We start from the raw sequence: 24,169 nt of genomic DNA, 5'->3' as shown, positions 1-24,169 counted from the left end.
TCGTCAGCGATGAGATGGTTGTCGGCGCCTGAAGCGGCCCAATGGCAGGCACTGCCAGCGGCGTTACAGACTGTCTATCAGGTGTTCAGCCAGACGCTTGGCCAGATGCTTGATCAGACGCAAAATAACCGCGCTGCGCCGGACTGTCGTATCCGGATAGGTTTGAGCGGCGGGCTGGATTCCGTGGTGCTGTTGCATTTGGCCGCTTGCTGGCAGGCGCAGCAGCCAACGCCGGTTTCGCTTGGTGCGACTCACGTTCATCATGGATTGCAGACGGTTGCCGACGACTGGCCGGAGTTCTGCCAGCAGTTGTGTGACGCGTTGGATATTCCTCTCACGGTTGAGCATTGTGCGGTGCAGTCGCAGGGCGACGGCATTGAACAGGCGGCGCGTCAGGCCAGATACGCGGCCTTTCAAAAGCATTGTCAGCCAGGTGAGCTGCTGTTGCTGGCTCATCATGCCGACGATCAGCTCGAAACCCTTTTTAGTCGTCTGAGTCGTGGCTCGGGTCTGGCCGGTTTGGCGGGTATTCCTGCCCGTCGTTTGCTGGATCGTCGCCAGGCGGATGGTGCCCAGATCCTGCGACCGCTGCTGCAATGTTCACGGGCTCAGCTGCAACAGTGGGCAGACTATTGGCAGCTCGAGTGGATTGAAGACCCTTCCAACCAGGACACCCTCCTTGAGCGTAACTGGTGGCGGCAGCAGCTGTTGCCACAAATCCAGCAACGTTTTCCCGGTCGTCAGGCGGCGCTATATCGCAGTGCCAACCAGTTGCAGCAGGATCAGCAAGCCTTTGAGTTGTTGTTACAACCATTGCTGCAGCAATGTTGTCAGCCTTCTGTCTGGCCTGCGACCCGATCAACCAGCCTTGAGCTGGACGTCTGGCGCTGTCAGCCGCAATTGTTGCAGTCGTATATTCTGCGCGGCTGGCTGGACCGTCATGGGGTGTTGAATCCGGATCGCAGTCAGCTCGACGAATGTCAGCGGCAACTGCAGCAGGGGGAACCTGAGCTGGCTCTCAAGCTGGTCGATCAGCATGGCCAAATCCTGTGGCTGCAGCGGCATCAGCAGAGCTTGTATCTGCTGGAAGAGCGTTCTGCTGCAGGCATTGGTGTTGATAGTAGTGACGTTGATAGTAGGGAAGTTGATAGTAGGGAAGTTGGGAGCAGCGAAGTTGATAGCAGGGCAAAACACTGGCTTGAGCTGGTTGTGCCGCAGGCTGATCAAGTCGTGCATGAGCCCTGGCAATGCGGTCTGCTCAGCTGCGAGGCCGTCAAGCCTGCCCAGCTGGCATTAACACAACTGCTAATAAAACCCGGCTGTTACCAGCTCAGCTGTCTGGCTGAGTTATCCGTTATTACCGCCTTGAGTCTGCGGCCAATGGGCCGACCAACCAAAAAACTCAAACATCTGTGGCAGGAAGCGGGAATTCCTGTCTGGCTGCGACAGCGCTGGCCGCTGTTGCTGAATGAACAGAAACAGCTGGTGGCGGTGGTTGGTATTGCGCTTGATCAGTCTGTTGATGGTTCCGGCTGTGAAACTGCAGTCCGCTTGCGCTGGGCCAGAAAAGACCTCAATTGATCGGAACCGGCGTCTCGTTATCCAATCAAAATTGGCAGAAAATACAGTTGCTTATGCTTACAACGGTTGGTTACAGCGCCGCTGGCACTTATTTGTTGGAATATCAGTTTGTTATGAAAATTTATTCAGGGATCGCTGCCGTTGTTGTGATAGCGGTTTTCGGCGCTCTGGCAGTTGGCGGCTATTCCTACTGGACGACCGGTAGCTGGCAGAGCGTGTTTAAAACGTCGCTTGAACAGATGGGGGCTGGTTCTCTAACACCCGATCAGCCTCAGTCGACAGTTTCCCTGTCGAAGCAGGCCAGCTCCTCCATTCCCGCAGAGCGACCATCAGGTGTTGGCCAGCAAATCAAACAGGCTTTTGAACAGCAGCTGCAAAGTCAGCAGCAGCTTGCTCCGGCAAGTGAAACGCAGCCAGAGGCCGTCGCGATTGACGCTGAAGTCCAGCCGGTTGAGTCAGTGCAGGCTGAAGCCGAGGCGACTGGTGTTGATTCTGCTTCACCGTTGCCAGCAACACTTGCCGAACCAAGGGTTGATGACAGAACAGCAGCGGGCTTGACGGAACAATGGCAGTCTCCAACCGAGCAACAGGCAGAGCTGCAACCGCATCAACCGCTGAACCTGACCTTGCCGGAAATGGAGTGGCAGACCGAACAAACCACCACTGGCCCTCGTGCGAGTTTGCCGAATATGTTCCAGAGCAAAACACCGGAATCGGCGATGGGGTGGTCAGGCAAGCTGTATTGGGATGAGTCGGAAGAGGCCCAGACCAAACCGCTTAATGAAACCATCACCGGCGCCGAAGTCGAGCTGCAGATCAAGCTGCCCTGAGACGGGCAGCTTTTCTGTTGGTTTTCCAGCCTGGTGGCCAGGGGGGGCTCACGAAACCAGTGCGCCCAGACCCAGTACGGCGATGTAACCAACGCTGTAAGACAGCGCCAGTGCAAACAGGAACTTCAGGTAGGTTCCAAAAGTCAGCGCTTCCACCTTGCTCATCGCCACAATACCGGCGGCTGAACCAATGATCAGCAGCGAGCCACCCACACCAACGGCATAGGTCAGTGCCAGCCACTCGGCCAGATTCATGGAAACGTCCGCTTTCAGCAGGGCAGCGGTCAGAGGTACGTTATCAATCAGCGACGACAGCAGCCCCATCAGGTAGTTGGCACCCCAGGCTGGCATGTGTTCGTAGAGGCTGACGAAGGTATCCAGGGCGTGGATTTCCTTCAGCGCACCAACCAACAGCAAGATACCGAGGAAGAACATCAGGGTGTCGAATTCGATATGGCGAATGTAGTCCATGATCGGGCTGTGTTCGGTATCTTCGCGGAAGGCGCGGGCCACCAGAAACATAATCGACAGGCCAAACAGGAAGGTCAGCACCGGCGGAATGCTGAAGAAGACGTTCATCAGGATGGTGGTCAGAATGGTGGATACAAAGATCAGCGCGATGGCGAAATCGACTTTGGCCGGCTCATGGTGCTTGCGACGAATCACGGCGGTTTCTTTCAACGGCAGCGACAGCAGGGTGGCCAGCAGCAGTACTGCTAACAGGGATGGTAATGACAGCAGCATCAGGTTGGTGATCGATACCTTGCCTTCGAGGAAGATCATCAGGGTGGTGACGTCACCGGTAATCATGGCTACACCACCGGAGTTCACGGCAAATACCACCAGCGTGGCAAAACGCAGGGTTTTGCGGGTATCCAGATTGAGCGACAGGATCAGTGCAATCGAGATCAGTGTGGCGGTAATGTTGTCGGCCAGAGAAGAAAACACAAAGGCAAAAATGCCAGTCATAAACAGCAGTTTTCGTTCGGATACCTGCTCTGGCAGGATCTTGTAGATCAGGCCTTCAATCATGCCTTTCTGGTTCAGATACACCACAAAGGTCATCGCCGATAACAGGAACAGCCAGAGCCCGGCAATTTCACCGATGTTCTCTTGCAGGCCGGTCAATACCGATTGGTGTTCGGCTTCATGGCCAGTTGAGAAAATAAACAGCAGTACCCACGACAAGGCGCCAAAAAACAGCACCGACTGGGCTTTGTTTACGTGGATCACTTCTTCGAGGACGACCGAAAGCAGGCCGAGGATAGCGAGTGCTACCAGCAGATAGTTCAGAACTTCTGACATTAAAAACTCCAGAGGAACGACAAGGGCACAATGTCCGGAATCAACGAAGCGAGCGTTGACGGACGGTGTCTTTATCACCAAAAAGTAGTAGGGGCGGCCATTCTAGAGCAGTTATTAGGGGTGTCCTAGTATCCAATGTATGAATACATTGATACTTTGGATTCAATAATGGGACTTTTTTAACATCGTGGGTGGAAAAAGAAACACCGGTTTGGTCGCCAGACCGGTGTTTCAGCTGGTCAGCTAATCGATGGAAGCAGAGTTCCAGTCACACAGTAGCTGGGCCAGTACTTCAGACTGGTGATGCAGGGCTTCCAGTTCCGCTTCGGTATCTCTTGGGCCGGTGAACAGTGGAATGGTACGCAGCCGGTGAACCAGAGGGTGGTCCGGATGAGCGAAACGGTTCTTTTCGATGTTCCAGCGGATGTTGGAATTGATCATGCGAAAGAAACGAATCTTGGTTTCCAGCGAAAACATCGACATTTCTTCGGCGTCACGGAAATTGGCGTATTCAACACCGGCCAGAATTGCATTACGGCTTTTGACTCGCAGCGAAGCCGAGCGGGTATCGTTCATGACCATCGCCATAACACCCAGGATTTCACCAGCGGAGATAAGGTTCAGCGTGGTTTCATCGTCGGCCAGGACTTCCAGCTCTCCACGCAGCAGGAAATAAAGTACGTTGGCGGGTTCGCCCTTGTGGAGAATGATTTCACCCTGATCCGCGATGCCGAAACGGGTCATCGACATCAATAATTCAAACTGGGCTTGATCTGCAAGAATCAGTTCCTTGTAGAAGGTCACGCCTCCAAGCAGGCGATGCAAGGTGTCTGGAGGGCACTCTTCCCGGGTGATTGGTCTCATACAGCTTCCTGAGTGTAGAGTGTTTAAAGATGCGCGGACTATATCACGGCGCCACCGCTGGGCCAGTTGTAATCCTCCCATCTATTGACTGATGTGTTATAGGGAATGTCAAGATTTGCAAGAATGTTGACCAAGTTCACATTTGTATACATCAAGCGTTCAGCTTGCACATTTCTGTCACAAAACTTCATCTGCGTCATGGTGATGTATTTTTTACAGTCCAGCTTCGACTGTTTCAGGTGAAACCCTTGCCCTGCCATGAGTGGTAGATGAGTCTTGCGACAAAACAGGATTACTGACAGCTTTGAGGCTGTTGGAGTGACGTCAGGATGGCGGATTCTGCCAGCATAATTGACGATATGGAAATGATTGAGGGAGTTATGGAAATGTATCAGGCCGTTCTGAATTTCTGGTTCGACGAAATTGAACCGCGTCAGTGGTTTTACAAGGACCCTCATTTTGACGCCTTGCTGCGTGAACGCTTTGGGGAGTTGCATCAGCAGGCTGCTGTGGGTGAATTATGGCAATGGCGTGAGCAACCGGAAGGACGGCTGGCGGAAGTGATTCTGCTGGATCAGATGTCGCGCAATATGTTTCGTGATACGCGGCAGGCCTTTGCTTATGACAGCCTGGCATTGGTGTTGGCGCAACAGGCGGTTGCCTGTGGAGATGATCAACAACTGCCGGTGGTACAACGGGGCTTTCTTTACATGCCTTATATGCACAGCGAATCCATGCTGATTCACCAACAGGCATTGTTGTTATTTGACCAGCCCGGGCTGGAAAATCGGCTGCATTTTGAGCACCTGCACTGCGATATCATCGCTCGCTTTGGCCGTTATCCCCATCGTAACTGGATTCTCGGACGCAGCTCGACCGAAGAAGAAGTTGCCTTCCTCAAACAGCCCGGATCATCTTTCTGACAGACTGAACTGACCACGTTGAAAACTGCGGCAACGTTCGCTCATTAACATGGTCATTTTACGTCGCAGCCCCCAACGGTAGCCGCCGGGTTCACCACTGGCACGGACGATACGATGACAAGGAATCAGCCAGCCAATCGGGTTGGCGCCGACGGCGTTGCCTACAGCCTGGCTGGCATTGGGACGGCCAACTGAGTTTGCCAGATCACCATAACTGCTGAGACTGCCGTAAGGCATGGATAACAGGGTTTGCCAGACCTGCAGCTGGAAGTCACTGCCACGCACCAATAAACGTAGCGCCGGGCTATGCTGACGGGCTCCAAACCAGGGAATCTGGTCCAGCAGAGTCTGGGCACTGGCATTGTTTTCCTGCAGGTCGGCGGCTGGCCAGCGTCGCAGCAGGGCTTCAATGGACTCGTAAAATGGCGAAGCTTCGTAGAGGCTGTCCTGGGGACTGTCGTGAGCGCTGTCTTGCTCCGGCATTAGCAGGCTGCTGTCTAGAAAACACAGCTGGCAAATGCCGTCGCCGCACCAAGCGATAAAGGCTTCACCAAAGGGGGTAAAACCTGAGCCGTACTCTATCGAGGTGATCGCACTGGGGGCGTCGAGTCGCAATAGCGAGTAGTGTGGCCCGCCGCTGGTTGGGGCTGGAGAGGATTGTAAGTCCAGTAGCTGCTGTTGCAAGGCGGTCGCCAGCCAATGGGCAGGAAACAATTGCTGGACGTCAGCTGTGCTGCAGTTGTTCCAGCCAGCCAGCTGTTCCAGCTCCGGTGCGGATAAATCAGCCAGTGGCTGGTCCGCAGGTCCAACCAGACAGGCGATGGCCTGATAGTTGGCTTGTCGTTGCCGATAATCGATGATCACTTGGGTATAACCGCTGTTGGAATGCATCAGGCTGCCGTGTCTGGAGTAATTGTTATAAGACGCGCCCATTCTAGCCAGTTGGCGCATCCGGTCATACCCCTCTGACCCGAATAGCCCTGCATTGTTTGGACTGTCTGACAATTTCTTGATTCAGACAGTTTTATAGAACGGGCGTTTTCTCCCTGTCCGTTTATTCCAGCGTTGGTTTCAACCTTTGGGGTTATCGAGGCTCTTTCACCAGGGTTTCGGTAACTCGGGTTTTCATCCAGTAGAAGCCAGCCAGCCCGGTCAGGGCGACCAGCTGGGAGCACAGCAACAGGCTGGCAAAGGACAGCAGACCACTGATCACCAGTGGCGCAGCCGCCTGGCCCGAATCTGACACCAGCTTCCAGACGCCCATAAAGCGGGCGCGACCATGTTGGGGGGCAAAATCGGTACCCAGTACCATCACGACGCCAGCACTGAGACCATTACCGGTACCAATCAGCAGTGCCGCAGCCAGTAGCAACGGGAAGGTGTCGGCCCAGCCCAACAGTGCCAGACCAATGGCAAATAACAGCAGGCTGGGAGCCGCCACGGCCTTGCGGCCCCAACGGTCCATGGCAATACCCGCAGGCATAAAGATCAGGCTGTCCATCAGCGCGGCGGCGGAGACCACCAGACCCACTTCATCAACATCCAGTCCCATGGCATTACCGGCCAGTGGCAATAGCGCTACTCGGCCAGCACGCATAAATTGCAGCGCAATCATCGCCAGCCCGGCGGTCCAGAAGGCGTGTTTGTGTTCCACAATTACGTCGCGAATGGCGCGCAGGCCGTGGGGAATCTTGCTGCTTTCGCGCTCACCTTTTTCGGCACTGAACAACACGATCAGCAGCGCAGTTAAGGCCAGCACCACCATGGCGCCAAAGGTGATCTGGTAGCCCAGCTGGGCGGCTGCCAAACCGCCAACGGCCGGACCAATCAGGGAGCCAATCCGCATGCCGCCAGCCATCAGCGAAATCACCCGGCCACGCTGATTGGGGGCCGCTCGATGACTGATGTAGGACTGCCGTCCGAGCAGCGAAAACGACATCGCCATACCGGTGATAATACCGCCCAGTCCCAGTAACCAGATATCACTGGTGAGGGTGATCAGGCTATAGCCAACCACATAACCGGCGTTGCCCAGAATCAGACAGGTACGGTCGCCCCAGCGGCCGGCGACCATGCCAGCAGGTACGTCACCGAGCAGCTGGCCAACCCCACGCGAAGCCAGCATCAGTGCAGCAACCGAGGGCCCATAACCGAGTTGCAGGACGTACAGTGGCAACAGTACCAGCACCGAGGTCTGTGACATGGCGGTCAACAGGCCGGGGATATAAACGGGCAAAGCGAGGCTGCGGATCAATTGACTGAGACTGCTGGACACAAAAAGCTCCGGGACGACTGGCAAAGCGGGAGGGGAAAGGGCGCAGAGTCTACTGACCACAAGCCGGATGGGCAAAAAAACTGTTAATTGCAAATATGCTGAACAAACCGGAAAACGTCGCCGCAGGCCAGACGACGTTTTCTGTTGCTGTTGTTTGCTGACCTGTCGCGCCGCTCAGCGTACTGCAATACCGACAGGCAGCTCTTCAAACCAGTTGAGGAATTCACCGACCTGCTTTTGCTGAAACAGGCGGCCATGCTGTGGCGCCATGATATCGATATCCAGCTGGCGTACTCGTCGAATCCAGTCCTGTTTGGCTTCATTGGAGGGCATCCAGCGTTGGTGGAACTTGCGCATCTTCGGCGTATGGGTCGCCATATTATCGACATACAGAGGCGCATCCGGTTCTTCCAGCGCGGCACCAACGTCACCACTCATGAGGATTTTGGCTTTCGGATCATAGACGTGGAAGTTGCCGGAAGAATGCAGGTAGTGAGCGGGCACAAACTGCAGCTGAATCCTCCCCAGGCTGATGGTTTGGCCTTCGTCCGGGATCGGACAAAACTGAATCCGTTCCATACCAAAGTGACGAATAAAGCTTTCCCACAGCCACGGCGAATAGAGTTTGGCCTTGGGCAGGGCCTGATCCCACAATCCCAGCGACGAAATAATGTCCGGGTCCTGGTGGCTGGCGAACAGATGGGTGATCTTGTCCGCCGGGACAAACTTCAGCACCGCTGACAGCATTGGTGCGAACAACTCGATACCGCCCGGATCGAGCAGAATCGCCTGGTCACCGCTCTGGATCATGTACTGGTTGGTATCAATAATGCCGCCAGACTTGTTGGCATCGCGGCCGAACATAATCCAGCGGTGGTCACCATCTTCGTAAATTACTGTGGCCTGCATGGGATCCCCCGGTTTGGCTGTATCAACTGTGGCTGGTGGCTCACACCTGTTTCTGGTTGAGCAAGCGCCGGGCATTGGTGAGATGCTGGCGAATCTGGCTGGCGGTGATGGTGATGTTGTGGGCAATCACCTCCAGCTGGGCGCGGAAATCACCGGCCGACGCCGCTTCAACCTTGCTCGAGGTGGCAATCAGGTTGGCGGTGCGGATGTGTTTGTCGCCTTCTTCGAGCTGGGCTTCCAGCTCCCGCAGGCCGCGGTGCAACAGCTGCGACAGCCGTTCCCGCTCCTCATAGCAGGTCTGCATGGATTCCCGCAGCGACTCGCCCCACGGCAGCTGCTGGCGTTCGAGCCATTCAAACTTGCTGGCAGCGGTATTGGCGCGCCACAAGGCGACCGCTTGTTGGGAGAGGCTTTCCGACACGCCATTGATGTACTGGCTCTGGCGAATAATGTCGCTGGCCAGTTCATCAATAAAATGGGTGATGGCCTTGAAACCAACGGTTTTGGAGCCTGCCCGTACTGCCAGCGCGCGGGCATTCTTGGCGGTCAGCGCCAGCCCCTTGGCCTCCAGCATGGCCTGGTGCAGCTCGGCAGCGATACTGGCTGCGGTGACAAATATCGGTGTCGCCATGGACGTTATCCTTGTGCAATAAGCCGGTGCAGGCGTTTGCGGCTGTTGCTGATGCCGTCGCCTGAATCTATTTGCAGTATAGAAGCCGTCTGCGGTTTTGCCGGGCCATACCGCTTCAGCGATTCAGCCCTACCCGGGTCCCAGCAGCATTGGCGCGTAACCAGCCCCGGATACGACGGATCATGGCAGCGTCGGCGTCTGTATCCGTTATCGGCGTCTTCAGCTGAAACTGTTGGTAACCAAGGCGATTTTTATGGCGCATAAGGCCCGCCCGCTGATGCAGCTGGTAAGCCGATAGCTGATTGTCTTCCGTCAGCAGGTCAAACATCGGGATCAGCAAAGTGCCGAGTTGCTGGTTCAGCGGCACCTTGGCGGCAGTGTCTTCGCGGGCGTTGATCATAATCAGCGCCAGCCCCTTGGCAGCCTTACCGGACTCGTTGATGCGTACGGTTTCGTTGAGCCACTGGGCGGCGGCGTTGGCACTGTTGCCATAGGCAATCACCACCAGATTGTATTGGCCCTGGCCATTCAGGTAGGCAACCCCCTGACGAATACGCTCGACCGTAGTGGCCCGATAGGTCTGGCTGGCGAGCTCGAAGCGGGTGGTTTGCTCTGCCTGTTGCTGTTTGACCGGATCGACCTTGATCGGCTCGGCGACGGTTTTGGGATCGTTCGATTGTGCGGTGGCTGGCTCGCCATCAGCCTGGGGTGGCTCAGCCGCTGTTGAGGTCGTTGCTGCCGGGTCTGCCGTTTGATCTACAGCTTGGTCTGGCTGACCCGCGGCGGCTGAGTCCAGTGGCTGATACACCGAGGTTGGTGGCACGGGGAGGGCGGGCGGATCAGGCAGCTGCAGGGTCAGGGTCGACCAGCCGTAGTCCGGCAATACTTCCCGTAACATGCCAGTCGATTGTGGCCATAAACCGTGTTCTCCTTCGGCGTGCAGAATCAGCGCGCCGCCCTGCGGCTGGCCACTGCGTTCCTGCAGAAACAAACCATAGAAGGGTTGGTCATCGGCGCTCAGGGTGATGATTTCGTCACTGCGCTGAAACAGTTGCAGATATTCCAGCACGGCGGCGTGGCGCTCGCGTACTTCATCGGGAAGCACGCGCTCGGGTGCAGCCGCTTGCGCTTCCGTCTCGCTGGTCGAAGTACTGGCATCCGTGTTGGACTGACTGTCTGAAGCGGCAGTGGCTTGCCCGTCTGCTGGGTTGTCAGCGGCGAGGGCTGGCAGCGGCAACAGTGCCGCTGGCAGCAGGCTGATCAGCTGGCAGAACAGGCGCAACAAGGGCTGGTGGCGTAAAACAGCAGTCATAAACAGGCGTCAGTAAATTGGCTGGGGGAATCCATTACTGGCAAGGCTGCAAAAGCCGTTCCTAACCCTTACAATGGAATCTCATTTCCAAACCGTGTGCCCGACCATGTCTGATTTGATTGCTCCTTCGATTCTGTCTGCTGATTTTGCCCGTCTGGGTGAGGACGTTGCCGCTGTGCTGGACGCCGGTGCCGACGTGGTTCACTTCGATGTGATGGACAATCACTACGTGCCGAACCTGACCATTGGCCCGATGGTGTGCAAGGCGCTGAAAAAATACATGGACGCCAACGGCTACCAGCAACCGATCGACGTCCACCTGATGGTGTCGCCGGTTGACCGCATCGTCGGCGATTTTGCCGAAGCCGGTGCCAGCTACATTACCTTCCACCCGGAAGCTTCCGACCACGTCGACCGCACCCTGCAGCTGATCAAATCCCATGGCTGTAAAGCTGGCCTGGTGTTCAACCCGGCGACACCACTGCACTACCTCGATTACGTGATGGACAAGCTGGACGTGATCCTGCTGATGTCGGTGAACCCGGGTTTTGGTGGCCAGTCGTTTATTCCGGGCACCCTCGACAAGCTGCGTGAAGCTCGTCAGCGCATTGATGCTTCCGGCTACGACATCCGCCTGGAAATCGACGGTGGCGTCAAGACTGACAATATCCGTGAAATCGCTGAAGCCGGTGCCGACATGTTTGTGGCGGGCTCCGCTATTTTCGGCAAGCCGGACTACAAGGCCGTGATCGACCAGATGCGTGTCGAACTGGCTGCTGCCAAACGCTGATTTTGGCCGCCAACTGACGTGTATCCGCTGAAAGGGAATCCCGATGTCGATCTGGAATAGTGTGATCTGTGATTTTTTTACCGCCCGTGGTGATGAAATCAAACCTGAAGCCGTGTTGTTTGATCTCGACGGTACCCTGATCGACAGCGTGCCGGATCTGGCGCGAGCGGTGGACAGCATGCTGGTGTCGCTTGGCCGCCAGCCTGCCGGTGAGGTGCTGGTGGCTGAATGGGTAGGCAACGGCACTGACATGCTGGTCCGACGGGCCTTGTGTGATGGCAACGACATGCGTGCCCAGGCGCTCGATGAAGCAGATGTTGCGCCAGCGCGGGCGCATTTCGACGAGGTTTATCTGCACAACCTGCGGACGGCCACCGGTGTTTATCCCGGTGTGCAGAAAACCCTGGTGCGGATGGCCGCCATGGGCGTACGCATGATGCTGGTGACCAACAAACCCCGCTTGTTTACCGAACCGCTGATCGACTCTCTGGGCTGGGGCACAGTGTTCGACTTTGTTGTCTGTGGTGACGACCTCGAACAACGCAAGCCGGACCCGGCGCAGATTCTGTTTGCCTGTGAGGAACTGGGGGTTAATCCGCAGCGCTGTGTGATGGTTGGCGATTCCCGCAATGACATGTTTGCAGGCAAGGCCGCCGGTTGTATGACGGTAGCGGTTCCCTATGGTTATAACCATGGTGAAAACATTGCCACAGCCCAGCCCAACCTGATTATCCATTCGCTGGAAGATCTGCTGGTGCGTGACTGACAATTCGGCCGCAGGCTGTAAGGGGAGGGACGTCCATGGTATGGCAAGGTTTACAGCGGCGGCTGATCTGGCTGGCGTTGCTGGTAACCCCGATGGTGCAGGCGCTGGACATCAGCGTGCAGGGGCCTGGCCCAAATCTCGACAGCCTGCAACGGCAATGGCGTAACGATGCCTCGTCTTCGTCGGACTGGTTTTACCCTTATGCCGATGGCTCCATCGGCTACTCCTTCTTTGAATGGAAAGTCCCGGAATACGTCGACAGTCGTGGCCGTAACGAGGATCACGAGTACGCAGCGGGCATCAACTATCACCTCGAAGCCGGTTTGGGCGTGCAGAATTTCCTCTTTGCCGGACTTGGCCTGAACCTCTGGGGCAAGCCAAATGACGACGATATCAGCCGCGATGAGAACCGCTTTCATGGCAGCAGCGCCGGTTGGTATGTCAGAGCGGTATTACCAACCCCGCTGATTGAACCCTGGTTTGATATTGGCCGCCATTGTTGGTCAGTGCGGCTGGAAACCGATAGCGACAGTAGTCATATGGACGGCTGCTCGCCGGTGTGGCGCACCGGGCTGGCATTTCAACTCGATCGTAACTCGGCCAGTCATCAGCGTTTTATTCTCGAATATAGCCGTACCCGCTTTGAAGACGTCTCGGCCTATGGCTTCAACATTGGTCTGCGAGGATCTTTCTGATGGCTGCTGACAGCCTGTCCTGGCTGAATCCGTTATTGCCCATGTTATTACCCGCGCTGGTTGGTGTGGCCGCTGGCGTGCTGGCCATGGCCTTACACAGCCAGCGTCTGCAGCGGCAGCTGCGGCAAGACCATCAGCAGCAATTGCTCGAACAGCAACAAGCATACGAACATGCTGCACGAGGGCTGCAACAACAGCTGGCGGAAATCCGTACCGAGGCGGCCCGCTGGCAGGAGCGTAGCACCGCAGCCCTGCAACAGAAACAGCAGCTCGAACAGGAACGTGCGAAGTTGCAGCAGCACTGGCAACAGCGCAATGACGAGTTACAGCGCCAGCTGCAGGAGCTACACAGCCGGCTGGCCAGCGAACAGCAGGTACGTGAACTGCAGCAGCAACACGCCGATGAAAAGCTGGCATTGTTGCAGCAGAATCGTGCGCAGTTGTTGCAGGAATTTGAGCAGCTGTCGCAAAAAATCTTTGAACACAAACAACAGCAGTTTACCCAGCAAAGCCAGCAAGGGCTCAACAGCCTGCTGACGCCGTTCCGGGAACAGCTGGACGGTTTGCGTAAAAAGGTCGAAGACGTGCATCTGTCCGATGCCAAAGACCGCGCCGCCCTGCAGGCGCAAATGCTCGAGCTTCACAAGCTTAACCAGCAAATGAGTTCCGAAGCCCATGCCCTCACCACCGCCTTGCGAGGGGAGCATAAAACCCAGGGCAACTGGGGCGAAATGGTGCTCGAAACCGTGCTCGACAGTTCAGGTCTGCGGCGTGGCGTTGAATACGTACGGGAACAGAGTCACGAAGATGGCAGCGGCCAGCGTTACCGGCCAGATGTCATCATCAAACTGCCAGAAGGCAGGCATATCGTGGTGGACTCCAAGGTCTCCCTGACGGCCTATACGGACTATGTCAATGCAGTGACAGAAGAAGCACGCTCAAGCGCGCTGAAACGGCATATTGAGTCCGTTCGTAATCATGTGAGAGGGCTTGGGAACAAGGCTTATCAAAATCTGAATGGACTAAACTCGCCGGATTTTGTATTTATGTTTATGCCGGTGGAACCCGCCTTCATGTTGGCTTTCCAGCAGGATGAAGGCTTGTTCTCGATGGCTTTTGAGCAAAAGATCGTGGTGGTTACACCAACGACCTTGCTGGCAACCCTGAGAACGGTCGCCAGTTTGTGGGCGATTGAGCGGCGTAACCAGAGCACCGAAAAACTTGCCGATCAGGCCAGCAAGCTGTACGACAAGCTGGTGGTGGTAGTGGAAAAATTTGAGCGTCTCGGCAGCCAGCTGGGAACGGTTAACAAGAGTTATGAGGATGCCTGGAACTCGATGAAGTCTGGCCGTGGCAATTTACTCAGTCAGGCCGACGGCTTCCGCAAACTGGGTGTACGGGTGAAAAAGGAATTGTCGGGCCCGCTGGTTGAAGAAGCCAACGCCGAGGCCGAACTGTATGAGTCCTTGCAGCAAAGTCCTGCTGGACCACGCAACCCGCACTAACAAGCAGTCGACTACCGCCGCTACCCTTGAGTGGCGCTCTGGTCCCATCGTGCAGTAGCCGGGCTGTATCAAAATCCGCCAGGCAACGATGTCTGTTCTTGTTTCGACCTATACTGGAACGAAACGATGGAGATCATCTCTGCATGAGCCGTGCACCACGCCGCACAATCACAGCCCCCGGGCGCTTGCTGATCCAGCTGATCGCCATCATGCTGCTGCTGCTGGCGACTGTGGTTATGGTTGGCTGGTTGGGTGGCTGGTTTCAGGTGACCACGGTGTTGCCGGGCTTCCCCAGTATGAAATTCAATACCGCACTGTTCCTGTTTCTATGCAGTTCCGGCTTGTTGGCTGTGCTGTATCGACTGGCAATTGGTACCACCGTGGTGGCGACCATCCTGTTGTATTTCAGTGTTACGACTCTGATTGAGTACTGGCTGGGGAACAGCCTTGGCATTGACCAGTTTTTTGTCCGCGACGATATCAGTCAGCTTGAACCTGGCAGGCCATCGCTGGCGACGGCGTTCAGTGCTTTCATGGCGGGTGTCACACTGTTGTTGCTGAGCAGACGTGTACGACTTCGTGATGCCAGCCCGCAAGGCGAAAATGCTGCCTTGCCGCTACGAGATTCCATTCTGTTTAATCTGGTGCTGATGGCGGGCGTTGCAGCTCCGCTGATCGGCCTGTTTGCTTACGTCTATTCCCCTGACTCTTTGTTCGAGACCCGGCCGTTTGAGTCGATGGCGATACATACCTGCCTTGGTTTTCTGGCGTTCTTTTTTGCTGCTTCGATGAAATTCCAGCATGGCCCCTTGCAGGAAATCCTGTTCCGGAACACCGAAGGTGGTCGTTTTTTGCGTAACTCATTGCTGCTGATTGTTGCTGTTCCCATGGTATTTGGGATGGTTTTGCAGCGACTGGTGTCTTTTCAGTGGATAGACGCCGGTTTTGCGGTGTCGATTTTTGCCTTTATTGCCTTTTTGGTGATCGTTGTGAGCCTGATACGCAGTGCGACGCGGCGTGATGAATGGTATGACGAAGTCACCCGTCAGAAACGGGCATTGAAAGAAGCAGAAATTCGGATGTCACTGGTGTGGGAGTCCGAGCAGGCTGGCGTGATGTGGTTTAACGAGCAGGGTGATGTCCTGGATGCCAACGCTGGCGCGGCGGTTTTTTTCGGCTGGAGTGTGGCCGAAATGAAAAACATGAATCTGCGCGAATTTTTGCCGCAGGAATCACGTCAGCGCCACGATATTATTCTGCAGAACACCATCCATGACAGCTCGGTTGAACGTTTGACCATGGACGATCCGGAACGCATCTACGGCGTTGACCGCCACGGCGAAAAGGTGCCGATGGTGATTTCCGTCAGCAAGCACTACATCGACGGCGTACTGTATCTGGGTGCCGTGATGGTTCGGATTGACAAGCTTGCCAGTCGCATGGATCGGCTGATCGAGGAAGTCACCATCGACAGCCTAACCAAATCCCAGAACCGCAAGGCGTTCGACAAACGGATGGAAGAGTTGGCGCGCTTCGGGGTCCGTTCAGGTACTTCAATGGCGATGTTGATGCTGGATATTGATCACTTCAAACGGGTCAACGACAAATATGGCCACGGAGTTGGTGATACCGTACTCACCAGCTTTGTACGGCGGGTGCACGCCTGTTTGCGTCACGGTGACCTGCTGTACCGTTACGGCGGCGAAGAGTTTGTGGCACTGGTTAACTGTGAGGAGCTGGCGCAGGCCGAAGCAGTCGCCAAACGTATCTTGCGAGCCTTGCGGATTATGCCGATAGACGTCGGTATGGATTCGATCCCGGTGACCTGCAGTATTGGTATCGCACTTTATACCAATGAGCAGGATCACCCGGAACAGGCACTGGAACTGGCTGACAAGGCGCTCTACAAGGCCAAGGAGGCGGGCCGCAATCGTTATGTCTGCGCCGACTGGCTGGCCGACCCGGATTCAAAGGAATTTGATCCTTCTACCTGATTTGCTATAAATCCTGTACAAAACTGATGCAATATCGATACGGGATTAAAACAACGTGAAAATCGGTTTGGTCCTCGGCGACCAGCTATCCAGCCAGTTGGCCAGTCTGAGAGTGCTTGCCAAACAAACGGACCTGATCCTGCTGGCAGAAGTCCGTGATGAAGCCAGCTACGTCCGCCATCACCAGCAGAAAATCGCTTTTATCTTTTCGGCCATGCGTCACTTTGCCTGTCAGCTGCAACAGTCTGGCTGGCGTGTTCAATACCATCACTATGACAGCCAATCGAACTGCCAAAGCCTGCTGGAGGTGGTGCAGCAAGCCATGCAGCAAAGTGGCGCCAGCGAACTGGTGTTGACCCAGTGCGGTGAATACCGTCTGCAGCAAGCGATGGACAATCAATGGTCGGCGCAGCTGGGAATTCCGGTGCAGGTTTATGCCGATGACCGTTTTGTCTGTGACAGCACCGAATTTGGCCGCTGGGCTGAGGGCAAGAAGCAGCTTCGGATGGAATATTTCTATCGCGAGATGCGTCGTAAAACCGGCCTGTTAATGGAAGGCGAACAGCCGGTGGGCAGCAAATGGAATTTTGATGCGGCCAACCGCCAGCGCTACGACGGTCAGCCCCCCTTGCCCGCACCACTGACATTCCAGCGCGATGAGATTGACCGAGAGGTACTGACGTTGGTGAAACAGGAATTCGCTGATCATCCGGGTAACCTCGATGACTTCCGCTGGGGCACTACCCGGGCGCAGGCCAGACAGGCGTTAGAACATTTTCTGCAGCAGCGTTTACCCTACTTTGGCGACTATCAGGACGCCATGAGCAGTGGCGCCGACTTTATGTTTCACAGTTTGCTGTCGCCGTATCTGAATGTTGGACTGCTGACCGCTCTAGAGGTGTGTGAAGCGGCTGAGCAAGCCTGGCGGAGCGGTGCTGCTCCGCTGAATGCAGTAGAAGGTTTTATCCGCCAGATCATTGGCTGGCGAGAATATGTGCGGGGAATTTATTGGCGGCACATGCCGGACTATGCCGAACAGAACCGGCTCGGCAATGTGCGCGACTTGCCGCGTTATTACTGGGATGGCCAGACTGGCATGAAATGCATGAGTGAAGCATTCCGCAACACGTTCGAGCATGCCTACGCCCACCATATTCAGCGGCTGATGGTGACCGGTAACTTCGCCTTACTGGCAGGCGTTAAACCCAAACAGATTTGCGACTGGTATCTGGCTGTCTATGCCGACGCCTTCGACTGGGTTGAATTGCCGAATACTCTCGGCATGGTGATGCACGCCGACGGCGGTTATCTGGGTAGCAAGCCCTATGCGGCATCCGGCAACTATATTCACAAAATGTCCGACTATTGCAGTGGCTGCCGTTATAACGTCAAAACGGCCAGCGACCACGACAGCTGCCCGTTCAACAGCCTCTACTGGCATTTCATCATGCGTCACAAGGAGCTGTTCCAGGGCAATCACCGCATGAGCATGATTTACCGCAATCTGGAAAAACAAAAGGACGACAGGAAACAGGCGCTGTGGGATAGGGCAGAGTGGCTACTGGCTCATCTGGATGAGTTGTAGGTCCGTTAAACCAGAGCTGTATTGGCAAGTGTTGGAGTTTTCGTCCCCACACTCCAGTGGGGACGTCATGGGTTTTACAAGCCCGCCGCTTTGGCCCGTGCTGCGTGCAGTTTCTTGTAGCTGTTGATCAGTCGCTGGTGCTTGTCGAGACCTTGCAGCTGCATGTCGGTTGGCTCCAGACCGTGGAAACGAATCGCGCCGGTAACTGAACCAACCGCTGCGTTGATACGTTCGTCACCAAACATGCGACGGAAGTTCGGCAGGTAATCGGCGATATCCTGGTCATCGTCGAGCACCACTTCCAGCACACAATTCAACGCCTGATAGAACAGACCACGATCGACGGTGTTGTCATTGAATTGCAGGAACATTTCCAGCAGTTCCTTGGCGTCTTGCTGACGTTCCAGCGCCAGATAGATCAGCAGTTTCAGCTCAAGGATCGTGAGCTGGCCCCAGACCGTATTATCGTCAAATTCAACGCCAATCAGGGTGATGATCTTGGTGTAGTCATCTTCATCGCTGTCTTCCAGGCGTTCGACCAGCGCCGTCAGCTGTTTGTCGTTAAGACGATGCAGGTTAAGAATGTCTTCGCGGTAGGCCAGAGACTTGTTGGTGTTGTCGTAAATCAGGTCTTCAACCGGATAGATCTCGGAGTAGCCTGGCACCAGAATCCGGCAGGCCGGTACGCCGAGTTCTTCGTACTCGGCCATGTAGGTTTCCAGCCCCATTTCTTCCAGAATGCCGAACAGAGTCTCGGCTTCTTCTGCAGATTTGGCTTTACGGTCTTCCAGCTCGGAAGAGTAGTCCCAGTCAATAAAGTCGAAATCGGCTTTGGCGCTGAAAAATTTCCAGCTCACCAGCCCGGTGGAGTCGATGAAGTGTTCAACAAAGTTGTTTGGCTCGGTTACCGCCATGCTGTCGAAGGTTGGTTGTGGCAGGTCGTTCAGGCCTTCAAAACTGCGGCCTTGCAGCAGTTCGGTCAGTGATCGTTCGAGTGCCACTTCAAAGCTTGGATGTGCTCCAAAAGATGCAAATACACCACCGGTGCGCGGGTTCATCAGGGTCACACACATCACCGGGTACATACCGCCCAGAGAAGCATCTTTCACCAGCACCGGAAAGCCTTGTTGTTCCAGTTCCTGGATGCCCGCAACAATGCCCGGGTAACGGTCGATATACTCCTGTGGCATATCCGGCAGGGTCAGCTCTTCTTCCAGAATCTGGCGTTTGACTGCTCGTTCGAAAATCTCTGACAAACACTGAACCTGGGCTTCGGCATGGGTATTACCAGCGCTCATGCCGTTGCTGAGGAACAGGTTTTCGATCAGGTTAGATGGAAAATAAACGGTTTCGCCGTCGGACTGGCGCACAAACGGCAGTGATACGATTCCGCGGTCAGTACGACCGGAGTTGGTATCGAACAGGTGTGAGCCTTGCAGCTCGCCATCGGCGTTGTAAATATCGAGGCAGTACTCGTCCAGAATCTCTTCTGGCAGTTCGTCGTTCGGGCCCGGCTGGAACCACTGTTCGTTCGGGTAATGGACGAACTCGGCGTTAGCGATTTCTTCACCAAAGAACTGGTCGTTGTAGAAGAAGTTGCAGTTCAGACGTTCAAGGAATTCACCCAGCGCCGATGCCAGCGCGCTTTCCTTACTGGCCCCCTTGCCGTTGGTAAAACACATCTGCGAATCGGCATCGCGAATATGCAGTGACCAAACGTTCGGCACAATATTACGCCAGGACGCCACCTCGATCTTCATACCCAGATCAGCCAGCAGGCCAGTCATTTTGGCGATGGTCTGCTCCAGCGGTACGTCCTTGCCTTCGATAAAGGTTTCGCGTTCTCCGGAAAAAACGTCATCAAAACCTTCCAACAGGGCGTTTGAATCCTGCAGGTCGTTAACCACCTGAATATCAAAATCCAGCCCGTTCTGGATCACCCGTTTAACCGTGCAACGTTCCATCGAACGCAAAATGCCCAGCCGGTCCTTTTCGGAAATGCCTTCCGGCAGCTCCAGCTGAATCCGGAAGGTCTGCTTGTAGCGGTCTTCCGGGTCAACAATATTGTTCTGCACCAGCCGCAGGTCTTCGGTCGGAATGCCGCGTGACTGACAGTACATCTTGGCAAAATAGGCCGCACACATGGCCGACGATGCCAGAAAATAATCGAACGGACCCGGTGCCGAGCCATCTCCCTTGTACCGGATCGGCTGGTCGGCAATGACCGTGAAGTCATCGAATTTGGCATCCAGCCGCAGGTTATCGAGAAAGTTGACCTTGATTTGCATGAGAGGCACCGGGTTGAGAGGTGAAACACTGGGACGTAAAAACTGGCCGCCATTATCCAGATTTTAAGGTGGGGTGTCGCGGTGGGATCAATGCCAGACAGACCATACTGCGGTGTAATACGCCTTCGGCTATTACACCCTACTTGCGGATCAAGCTCTCAACGTCTTCCACAAAATACTCCAACGCCCGTCGTTCGATTCGGCGAATCCCGGCTTGTTGTTCCGTGTTCAGGTTGTGATAACGCGAAGCGGCGCCAAAATCCCCAAACAGCAGATGGCCGTCGTTGTTAATCAATGTGTTATGGGCGTAGAGGTCGCCATGGCAGAGCCGGGCGGCTTCCAGATGTTCGACCAGGCTGGTCATTTGCTGGATCAGGCCGTCAGCCAATTCACGGCTGCAAGACTGCTGCAGGCTAAAGGTGTCGCGGGTGCAGCTGTCGAGGCTGGGCGGCTGGCCAAGATTGCGGTAGTCATCCGGGATCAGTTTCATCAGCAGACCGTTGGGGTTATGTACCTGTGCCAGTGCCGTCACCAGATTCGGGTGCGGCGCGATTGACAGGCAGGCGTCCAGTTCATCTTGCGGGTAGCCATCGCTGGTAATGCCGCCATGAAATACCTTGATGGCGAATTCCTGCGCAGTTCCTGCCGGAGCTGTGTCAGCCGCAGCAGACCAATGGGCTTTGGAAATCAAACCAGAGGCTCCGCGCCCCAGTACTTCGCCGACCGTCAGTTGCTCATGGCTGATGGTGATAATGTCGTTGTGGGCTTCGTGAGCAGGGCAGAACGGATTACCGGCAAACGCCAGCCAGGCCAGTTTTGGCAGATCTAACAGCTGATCGGGAAACTGCTGTAGCTGGTTGGCGGAGATTCGCAGCAGCCCCAGCTTGTCGAGTTGGTTGATGCTGCGCGGCAGTTCGGTCAGGCGGTTGCCGGCCAGCATGAGTTTTTCCAGCTGTCTCCGTTCGCCGAAGTTATCTGGCAGTTGTTCGATGCAGTTGTCGGTCAGAATCAGCCAGCGAATATTGGGTGGCAGGCAGGTTGGTGAAATCGTGCGAATCCGGTTGTGCTTGAAGCCGACCATGGTCAATGAAACACAGCGACCAAGGCCTTCTGGCAGATGCTCGAACTGGTTGTCGGAGGCAAACAGGATTTTGAGTTTGCTGAAACGATGCAGGTCGTCTGGCAAATCGCGGAGGCGATTGCCAGACAGGTCCAGTACTTCGAGGGTATCGGTCAAGCTATAGATTTCAGCCGGAAATTCATCGAGATTTTCCGACAGTTTCAGGCGAGTGGTATCGGCCAGCTGACCGCTGCGAAGTTGGGCAAGGGAGTGCATATCAGAAGCGGTGACCAAAGGTTATATCCATGGCCATCCGCAGCTTTTTATCGTCTTCGGGATCATATTTGTCATCGTCCAGACGTTTGACCAGTCCACCACCAAATCGCCAGTAGTTATCGTTGGCAAGTGTCAGTTTGTAGCCAACTACACCAATAGCGCCCTTGAGTTTCTGTGTTTCCCAGTTGTCATTGACCCGGGTTTCCGACTTCTCGACAACACCGTAACCGGCGCCCAGATACAGACCCCTGTTATAGCCATTCACATAATAAAGTGATCCAACAACCAGACTGCCCAGGGTGCCAGCTCCGGCAGAGAGAGCGAACTTGTCCGTTAGATGGACTTCCATCCCCAGTCCTAATCCGGCGGTAAAGTTTGAAATTCCTGCGTTCAAGGCAATCCGGCTGTCGCCTGCAGCATGGGTTGGAGCGGAAAGAGTAGTTGCAGCCAGAGCTGTGGCGGCGAGAATCCTGTTCAGTTTCATCCTTTAATATTCCTTTTTAAATCCGTAAGTTTCTGTCAGATGTTAGAGAAACGGGCAGGAGGAATAGTACCCAAGTAATGAAATGTAATCGATTGATTGCCATCGTTCGATGGGCATTAATCAATAGATGATTGCGTTGATAACAGCATTGTATGCAATCTCTTTCGTTTGCAATTAAGCGGGTTTGGGTTTGCCGCGCCGCTGTTCCAGCAAATCCAGCCAGTGGGCGGCGACGTAAATAATCATCAGTGCAATAGCCAGCTCGACCGCTCGTAAGGTGATGGAGACAAAGCCAAAGTCATTGCCGTTATGGGCGACGTACAGCTGGTAGGGGATCAGGAAGCCCATCAGGGCGTCGGCGTGAATGGCGCGGTCGCCGGGTTCGGAATAGTGGCCCCAGTACAGCAGCAGGTACACCAGCAGGAAGGACACCAATGTATAGGTGAAGACGTTGACTTCAGTGCCGGAATAAATCGCCGACGCCAACAGGGCCAGGCTACAGCCGCCGATTTGCGCCAGAATCTTCTCTTTGGTGTGGTTTTTCATATGGGCGTTGGTCGGTTGGATTGCCGAAGTGATCAGTGGCACCAGACAGAACACGGCGGTGGTGACCTCATTGATCATGATAAAGGCCAGCCCGCCACCAACCAGCAACAGCAGTTTCAGGCGGTCAGCACCGGCTACCGGAATTGTTATCACGGTAGCCCTGGGAACATCGACCTTAATCGGCATCAGGTGGTTAACAGCGCTCGCTACCAGTGCCGCAAGCAATGCGCTGAGCACCAGATCCCACACCATCGACGGGATGGCATCCTTGTACAGCTCGCTGTTGTGATAGGTACAGACAAAGATAATCAGAAACAGCGGCAGCACCGCCTGACGCAGTTTGAGGTTGTTGGTGGCGTAGCGCCGGACGTGGTCGAAATAGACCACGGCACAGGTCCAGATTACAAACGGGTGGCTGCTGAAAAATTCGTTTACCAGCAAGGCGGCCAGAGTGGCGACCACTGAGGGCAGCAAGCGCGCCAGCAAATCCGACAAGTGCTTCGAGAAAGTGGTGCTGGCCAGCACGATGCCAAACAGCACCAAAAATACCGACACGGTCAGGTGCAGCAGTTTGCTGAGCAGCAAACACAGCACAATGATCAGCGCCTTGCGAATCAGTTCGTACATCAGTACACCACACGCATCCAGCTGAGGATGGTCATCCAGATGTCCGAGATATGGTAGCTGTCCCGAACCATTACACTGGCACGGCCGCCAGCTATCAGGTGTTCGACTGGAGTGTCGGGTTCGACTCGTACCCGGATTTTCTGCTGAGAACGAATCCAACGGGTTTCATCTGTGATACTGGCCAGCTGGCCGGGGCTGGTGATTCCTGACAGAATGGCAGAATCCACCGAAACGATATGGCCGGGGTGGACGCGGGCAGGGTCGGCGTCGTAGACAATATTGACCGCCCGGTTGGGCGTCAGCGCGGGCAGCCCCTTTTCGGTAAAGTCAGCGGCAATCCAGCTGCTGGTTTTATCGATCAGGTGGATGACTGGGGATGCCGGTGTGACGTACATGCCTGACTTGAGAGTCAGATTGGTGACAGTGCCAGCGTGTTTGGCGACTACCAGTGTATTGTTGAGATCCCGTTCAGCCTGTTTCAAAGCCGCTTGCGCCTGTTGCAACTGGGCCGCTGCCGTTTGATGGGCACTGTCGGCTTCATCCAGCTGCTCCTTGCTGATGGTGCCGCGCTGATGCAGGGCTTCCATCCGTTTGAAATAACGCTGGCTTTGCTGCAATTGGCTGTCAGCCTGGTTGCGACTGGCGACCGCCTTGTCGACCGCAAGCTGGTAAAGGCTGCGGTCAACTTGCAGCAATGGGGTGCCAGACTCGACTGGCTGGCCCTCGGTTACCATTACAGCTTCGACATAGCCCTGAACTTCTGTAATCACTTCGATAGCACTGGTTTTTACCGTTGCCTGGGTAGTGAACGGAATACGGTTATCACTGATCACCAGAAACAGGCTGAAGCTGATGGCAGCTATCAAGATAGCAGTCGTTAGATAAGCGTAAATATCTCGTTTCATAAAGCCTCGTTGCTTGGG

The 24,169-nt window shown here is 55.2% G+C and carries 21 protein-coding genes; 9 read left to right on the top strand and 12 right to left on the bottom strand.

The features are described from left to right. The first annotated feature begins 9 nt into the window (after positions 1-9). Positions 10-1,581 carry a tRNA lysidine(34) synthetase TilS gene (gene tilS / locus K6123_RS15750; protein WP_221799412.1) on the top strand — a complete coding sequence of 524 codons (1,572 nt, stop codon included), beginning with the start codon at positions 10-12 and terminating at the stop codon, positions 1,579-1,581. 113 nt (positions 1,582-1,694) lie between these two features. Then, on the top strand, positions 1,695-2,411 hold the full coding sequence (locus tag K6123_RS15745) for a hypothetical protein (RefSeq protein WP_221799410.1): 717 nt from the start codon (positions 1,695-1,697) through the stop codon (positions 2,409-2,411). Between the two features lie 48 nt (positions 2,412-2,459). On the opposite strand, the gene nhaD is transcribed toward K6123_RS15745, so the two are convergent. Then, on the bottom strand, positions 2,460-3,716 hold the full coding sequence (gene nhaD / locus K6123_RS15740) for a sodium:proton antiporter NhaD (protein WP_221799408.1): 1,257 nt from the start codon (positions 3,714-3,716) through the stop codon (positions 2,460-2,462). Positions 3,717-3,959: 243 nt separating this feature from the next. Then, positions 3,960-4,580, bottom strand: coding sequence for a cyclic nucleotide-binding domain-containing protein (locus K6123_RS15735; protein WP_221799406.1), 621 nt, complete (start codon positions 4,578-4,580; stop codon positions 3,960-3,962). 386 nt (positions 4,581-4,966) lie between these two features. Between K6123_RS15735 and K6123_RS15730 the strand changes: the two genes are divergently transcribed. After that, on the top strand, positions 4,967-5,503 hold the full coding sequence (locus tag K6123_RS15730) for a DUF924 family protein (RefSeq protein ID WP_425517711.1): 537 nt from the start codon (positions 4,967-4,969) through the stop codon (positions 5,501-5,503). Here K6123_RS15730 and K6123_RS15725 read toward each other — a convergent pair. The 5 genes from K6123_RS15725 to K6123_RS15705 form a co-directional block, all read right to left on the bottom strand. Next, entirely contained in the window at positions 5,492-6,394 is a 903-nt protein-coding gene (locus K6123_RS15725) for a methylated-DNA--[protein]-cysteine S-methyltransferase (protein ID WP_221799404.1), read from the bottom strand. The genes K6123_RS15730 and K6123_RS15725 overlap by 12 nt on opposite strands. 193 nt (positions 6,395-6,587) lie before the next feature. Beyond that, positions 6,588-7,778 carry an MFS transporter gene (locus tag K6123_RS15720; protein WP_221799402.1) on the bottom strand — a complete coding sequence of 397 codons (1,191 nt, stop codon included), beginning with the start codon at positions 7,776-7,778 and terminating at the stop codon, positions 6,588-6,590. A gap of 174 nt (positions 7,779-7,952) precedes the next feature. After that, positions 7,953-8,687 carry an oxygen-binding di-iron domain-containing protein gene (locus K6123_RS15715; protein ID WP_221799400.1) on the bottom strand — a complete coding sequence of 245 codons (735 nt, stop codon included), beginning with the start codon at positions 8,685-8,687 and terminating at the stop codon, positions 7,953-7,955. A gap of 40 nt (positions 8,688-8,727) precedes the next feature. Beyond that, positions 8,728-9,318 (bottom strand): hypothetical protein, encoded by a 591-nt coding sequence (locus K6123_RS15710; protein ID WP_221799398.1) that lies wholly within the window; start codon positions 9,316-9,318, stop codon positions 8,728-8,730. Positions 9,319-9,433: 115 nt separating this feature from the next. Beyond that, the gene (locus K6123_RS15705) at positions 9,434-10,630 is read right to left on the bottom strand and encodes a DUF3530 family protein (RefSeq protein WP_221799395.1); all 1,197 of its coding nucleotides are present in this window, start codon (positions 10,628-10,630) and stop codon (positions 9,434-9,436) included. A gap of 106 nt (positions 10,631-10,736) precedes the next feature. On the opposite strand from K6123_RS15705, the gene rpe reads away from it, so the two are divergent. The 6 genes from rpe to K6123_RS15675 all read left to right on the top strand — a co-directional run bounded on the left by rpe (position 10,737) and on the right by K6123_RS15675 (position 17,965). After that, positions 10,737-11,420, top strand: a complete 684-nt coding sequence (gene rpe, locus K6123_RS15700) for a ribulose-phosphate 3-epimerase (protein WP_221799394.1) — start codon at positions 10,737-10,739, stop codon at positions 11,418-11,420. Positions 11,421-11,463: 43 nt separating this feature from the next. Continuing rightward, positions 11,464-12,186, top strand: coding sequence for a phosphoglycolate phosphatase (locus K6123_RS15695; RefSeq protein ID WP_221799393.1), 723 nt, complete (start codon positions 11,464-11,466; stop codon positions 12,184-12,186). Positions 12,187-12,221: 35 nt separating this feature from the next. Beyond that, positions 12,222-12,881 (top strand): hypothetical protein, encoded by a 660-nt coding sequence (locus tag K6123_RS15690; protein ID WP_221799391.1) that lies wholly within the window; start codon positions 12,222-12,224, stop codon positions 12,879-12,881. After that, entirely contained in the window at positions 12,881-14,386 is a 1,506-nt protein-coding gene (locus K6123_RS15685; RefSeq protein ID WP_246624831.1) for a DNA recombination protein RmuC, read from the top strand. Before K6123_RS15690 ends, K6123_RS15685 begins: the two co-directional genes overlap by 1 nt. Positions 14,387-14,529: 143 nt before the next feature. After that, complete coding sequence (locus K6123_RS15680; protein ID WP_221799389.1) at positions 14,530-16,380, top strand: GGDEF domain-containing protein; 1,851 nt, start codon at positions 14,530-14,532, stop codon at positions 16,378-16,380. 55 nt (positions 16,381-16,435) lie between these two features. Beyond that, a complete protein-coding gene (locus K6123_RS15675) occupies positions 16,436-17,965 on the top strand; it encodes a cryptochrome/photolyase family protein (RefSeq protein WP_221799387.1) in 1,530 nt (509 codons plus the stop codon). Between the two features lie 74 nt (positions 17,966-18,039). Here K6123_RS15675 and K6123_RS15670 read toward each other — a convergent pair whose 3' ends face one another. From K6123_RS15670 to K6123_RS15650, 5 genes are all read right to left on the bottom strand, one after another. Further along, the gene (locus tag K6123_RS15670; protein ID WP_221799385.1) at positions 18,040-20,253 is read right to left on the bottom strand and encodes an OsmC domain/YcaO domain-containing protein; all 2,214 of its coding nucleotides are present in this window, start codon (positions 20,251-20,253) and stop codon (positions 18,040-18,042) included. 139 nt (positions 20,254-20,392) lie between these two features. Further along, positions 20,393-21,607, bottom strand: coding sequence for a leucine-rich repeat-containing protein kinase family protein (locus K6123_RS15665; protein WP_246624830.1), 1,215 nt, complete (start codon positions 21,605-21,607; stop codon positions 20,393-20,395). Then, the gene (locus tag K6123_RS15660; RefSeq protein WP_221799383.1) at positions 21,591-22,073 is read right to left on the bottom strand and encodes a hypothetical protein; all 483 of its coding nucleotides are present in this window, start codon (positions 22,071-22,073) and stop codon (positions 21,591-21,593) included. The genes K6123_RS15665 and K6123_RS15660 overlap by 17 nt, the downstream gene beginning before the upstream one ends. 174 nt (positions 22,074-22,247) lie before the next feature. Further along, complete coding sequence (locus K6123_RS15655; RefSeq protein WP_221799381.1) at positions 22,248-23,246, bottom strand: DUF2955 domain-containing protein; 999 nt, start codon at positions 23,244-23,246, stop codon at positions 22,248-22,250. After that, on the bottom strand, positions 23,246-24,151 hold the full coding sequence (locus K6123_RS15650) for an HlyD family secretion protein (RefSeq protein ID WP_221799379.1): 906 nt from the start codon (positions 24,149-24,151) through the stop codon (positions 23,246-23,248). The genes K6123_RS15655 and K6123_RS15650 overlap by 1 nt, the downstream gene beginning before the upstream one ends. Between the last annotated feature and the right edge of the window lie 18 nt (positions 24,152-24,169).

The organism is Oceanobacter mangrovi (assembly GCF_019740315.1).
GTDB lineage: Bacteria > Pseudomonadota > Gammaproteobacteria > Pseudomonadales > Oceanobacteraceae > Oceanobacter > Oceanobacter mangrovi.
This window is presented reverse-complemented; position numbering and strand designations above follow the sequence as displayed.

Bases quoted from the DNA above. Each gene is read 5' to 3' on its own strand.
- K6123_RS15655 (WP_221799381.1), bottom strand. From the start codon at position 23,246: ATGTACGAACTGATTCGCAAGGCGCTGATCATTGTGCTGTGTTTGCTG.
- K6123_RS15660 (WP_221799383.1), bottom strand. From the start codon at position 22,073: ATGAAACTGAACAGGATTCTCGCCGCCACAGCTCTGGCTGCAACTACT.
- K6123_RS15690 (WP_221799391.1), top strand. From the start codon at position 12,222: ATGGTATGGCAAGGTTTACAGCGGCGGCTGATCTGGCTGGCGTTGCTG.
- K6123_RS15670 (WP_221799385.1), bottom strand. From the start codon at position 20,253: ATGCAAATCAAGGTCAACTTTCTCGATAACCTGCGGCTGGATGCCAAA.
- K6123_RS15650 (WP_221799379.1), bottom strand. From the start codon at position 24,151: ATGAAACGAGATATTTACGCTTATCTAACGACTGCTATCTTGATAGCT.
- K6123_RS15680 (WP_221799389.1), top strand. From the start codon at position 14,530: ATGAGCCGTGCACCACGCCGCACAATCACAGCCCCCGGGCGCTTGCTG.
- rpe (WP_221799394.1), top strand. From the start codon at position 10,737: ATGTCTGATTTGATTGCTCCTTCGATTCTGTCTGCTGATTTTGCCCGT.
- K6123_RS15710 (WP_221799398.1), bottom strand. From the start codon at position 9,318: ATGGCGACACCGATATTTGTCACCGCAGCCAGTATCGCTGCCGAGCTG.
- K6123_RS15705 (WP_221799395.1), bottom strand. From the start codon at position 10,630: ATGACTGCTGTTTTACGCCACCAGCCCTTGTTGCGCCTGTTCTGCCAG.
- K6123_RS15730 (WP_425517711.1), top strand. From the start codon at position 4,967: ATGTATCAGGCCGTTCTGAATTTCTGGTTCGACGAAATTGAACCGCGT.
- K6123_RS15725 (WP_221799404.1), bottom strand. From the start codon at position 6,394: ATGCATTCCAACAGCGGTTATACCCAAGTGATCATCGATTATCGGCAA.
- nhaD (WP_221799408.1), bottom strand. From the start codon at position 3,716: ATGTCAGAAGTTCTGAACTATCTGCTGGTAGCACTCGCTATCCTCGGC.
- K6123_RS15735 (WP_221799406.1), bottom strand. From the start codon at position 4,580: ATGAGACCAATCACCCGGGAAGAGTGCCCTCCAGACACCTTGCATCGC.
- K6123_RS15715 (WP_221799400.1), bottom strand. From the start codon at position 8,687: ATGCAGGCCACAGTAATTTACGAAGATGGTGACCACCGCTGGATTATG.
- K6123_RS15745 (WP_221799410.1), top strand. From the start codon at position 1,695: ATGAAAATTTATTCAGGGATCGCTGCCGTTGTTGTGATAGCGGTTTTC.
- K6123_RS15695 (WP_221799393.1), top strand. From the start codon at position 11,464: ATGTCGATCTGGAATAGTGTGATCTGTGATTTTTTTACCGCCCGTGGT.
- tilS (WP_221799412.1), top strand. From the start codon at position 10: ATGAGATGGTTGTCGGCGCCTGAAGCGGCCCAATGGCAGGCACTGCCA.
- K6123_RS15685 (WP_246624831.1), top strand. From the start codon at position 12,881: ATGGCTGCTGACAGCCTGTCCTGGCTGAATCCGTTATTGCCCATGTTA.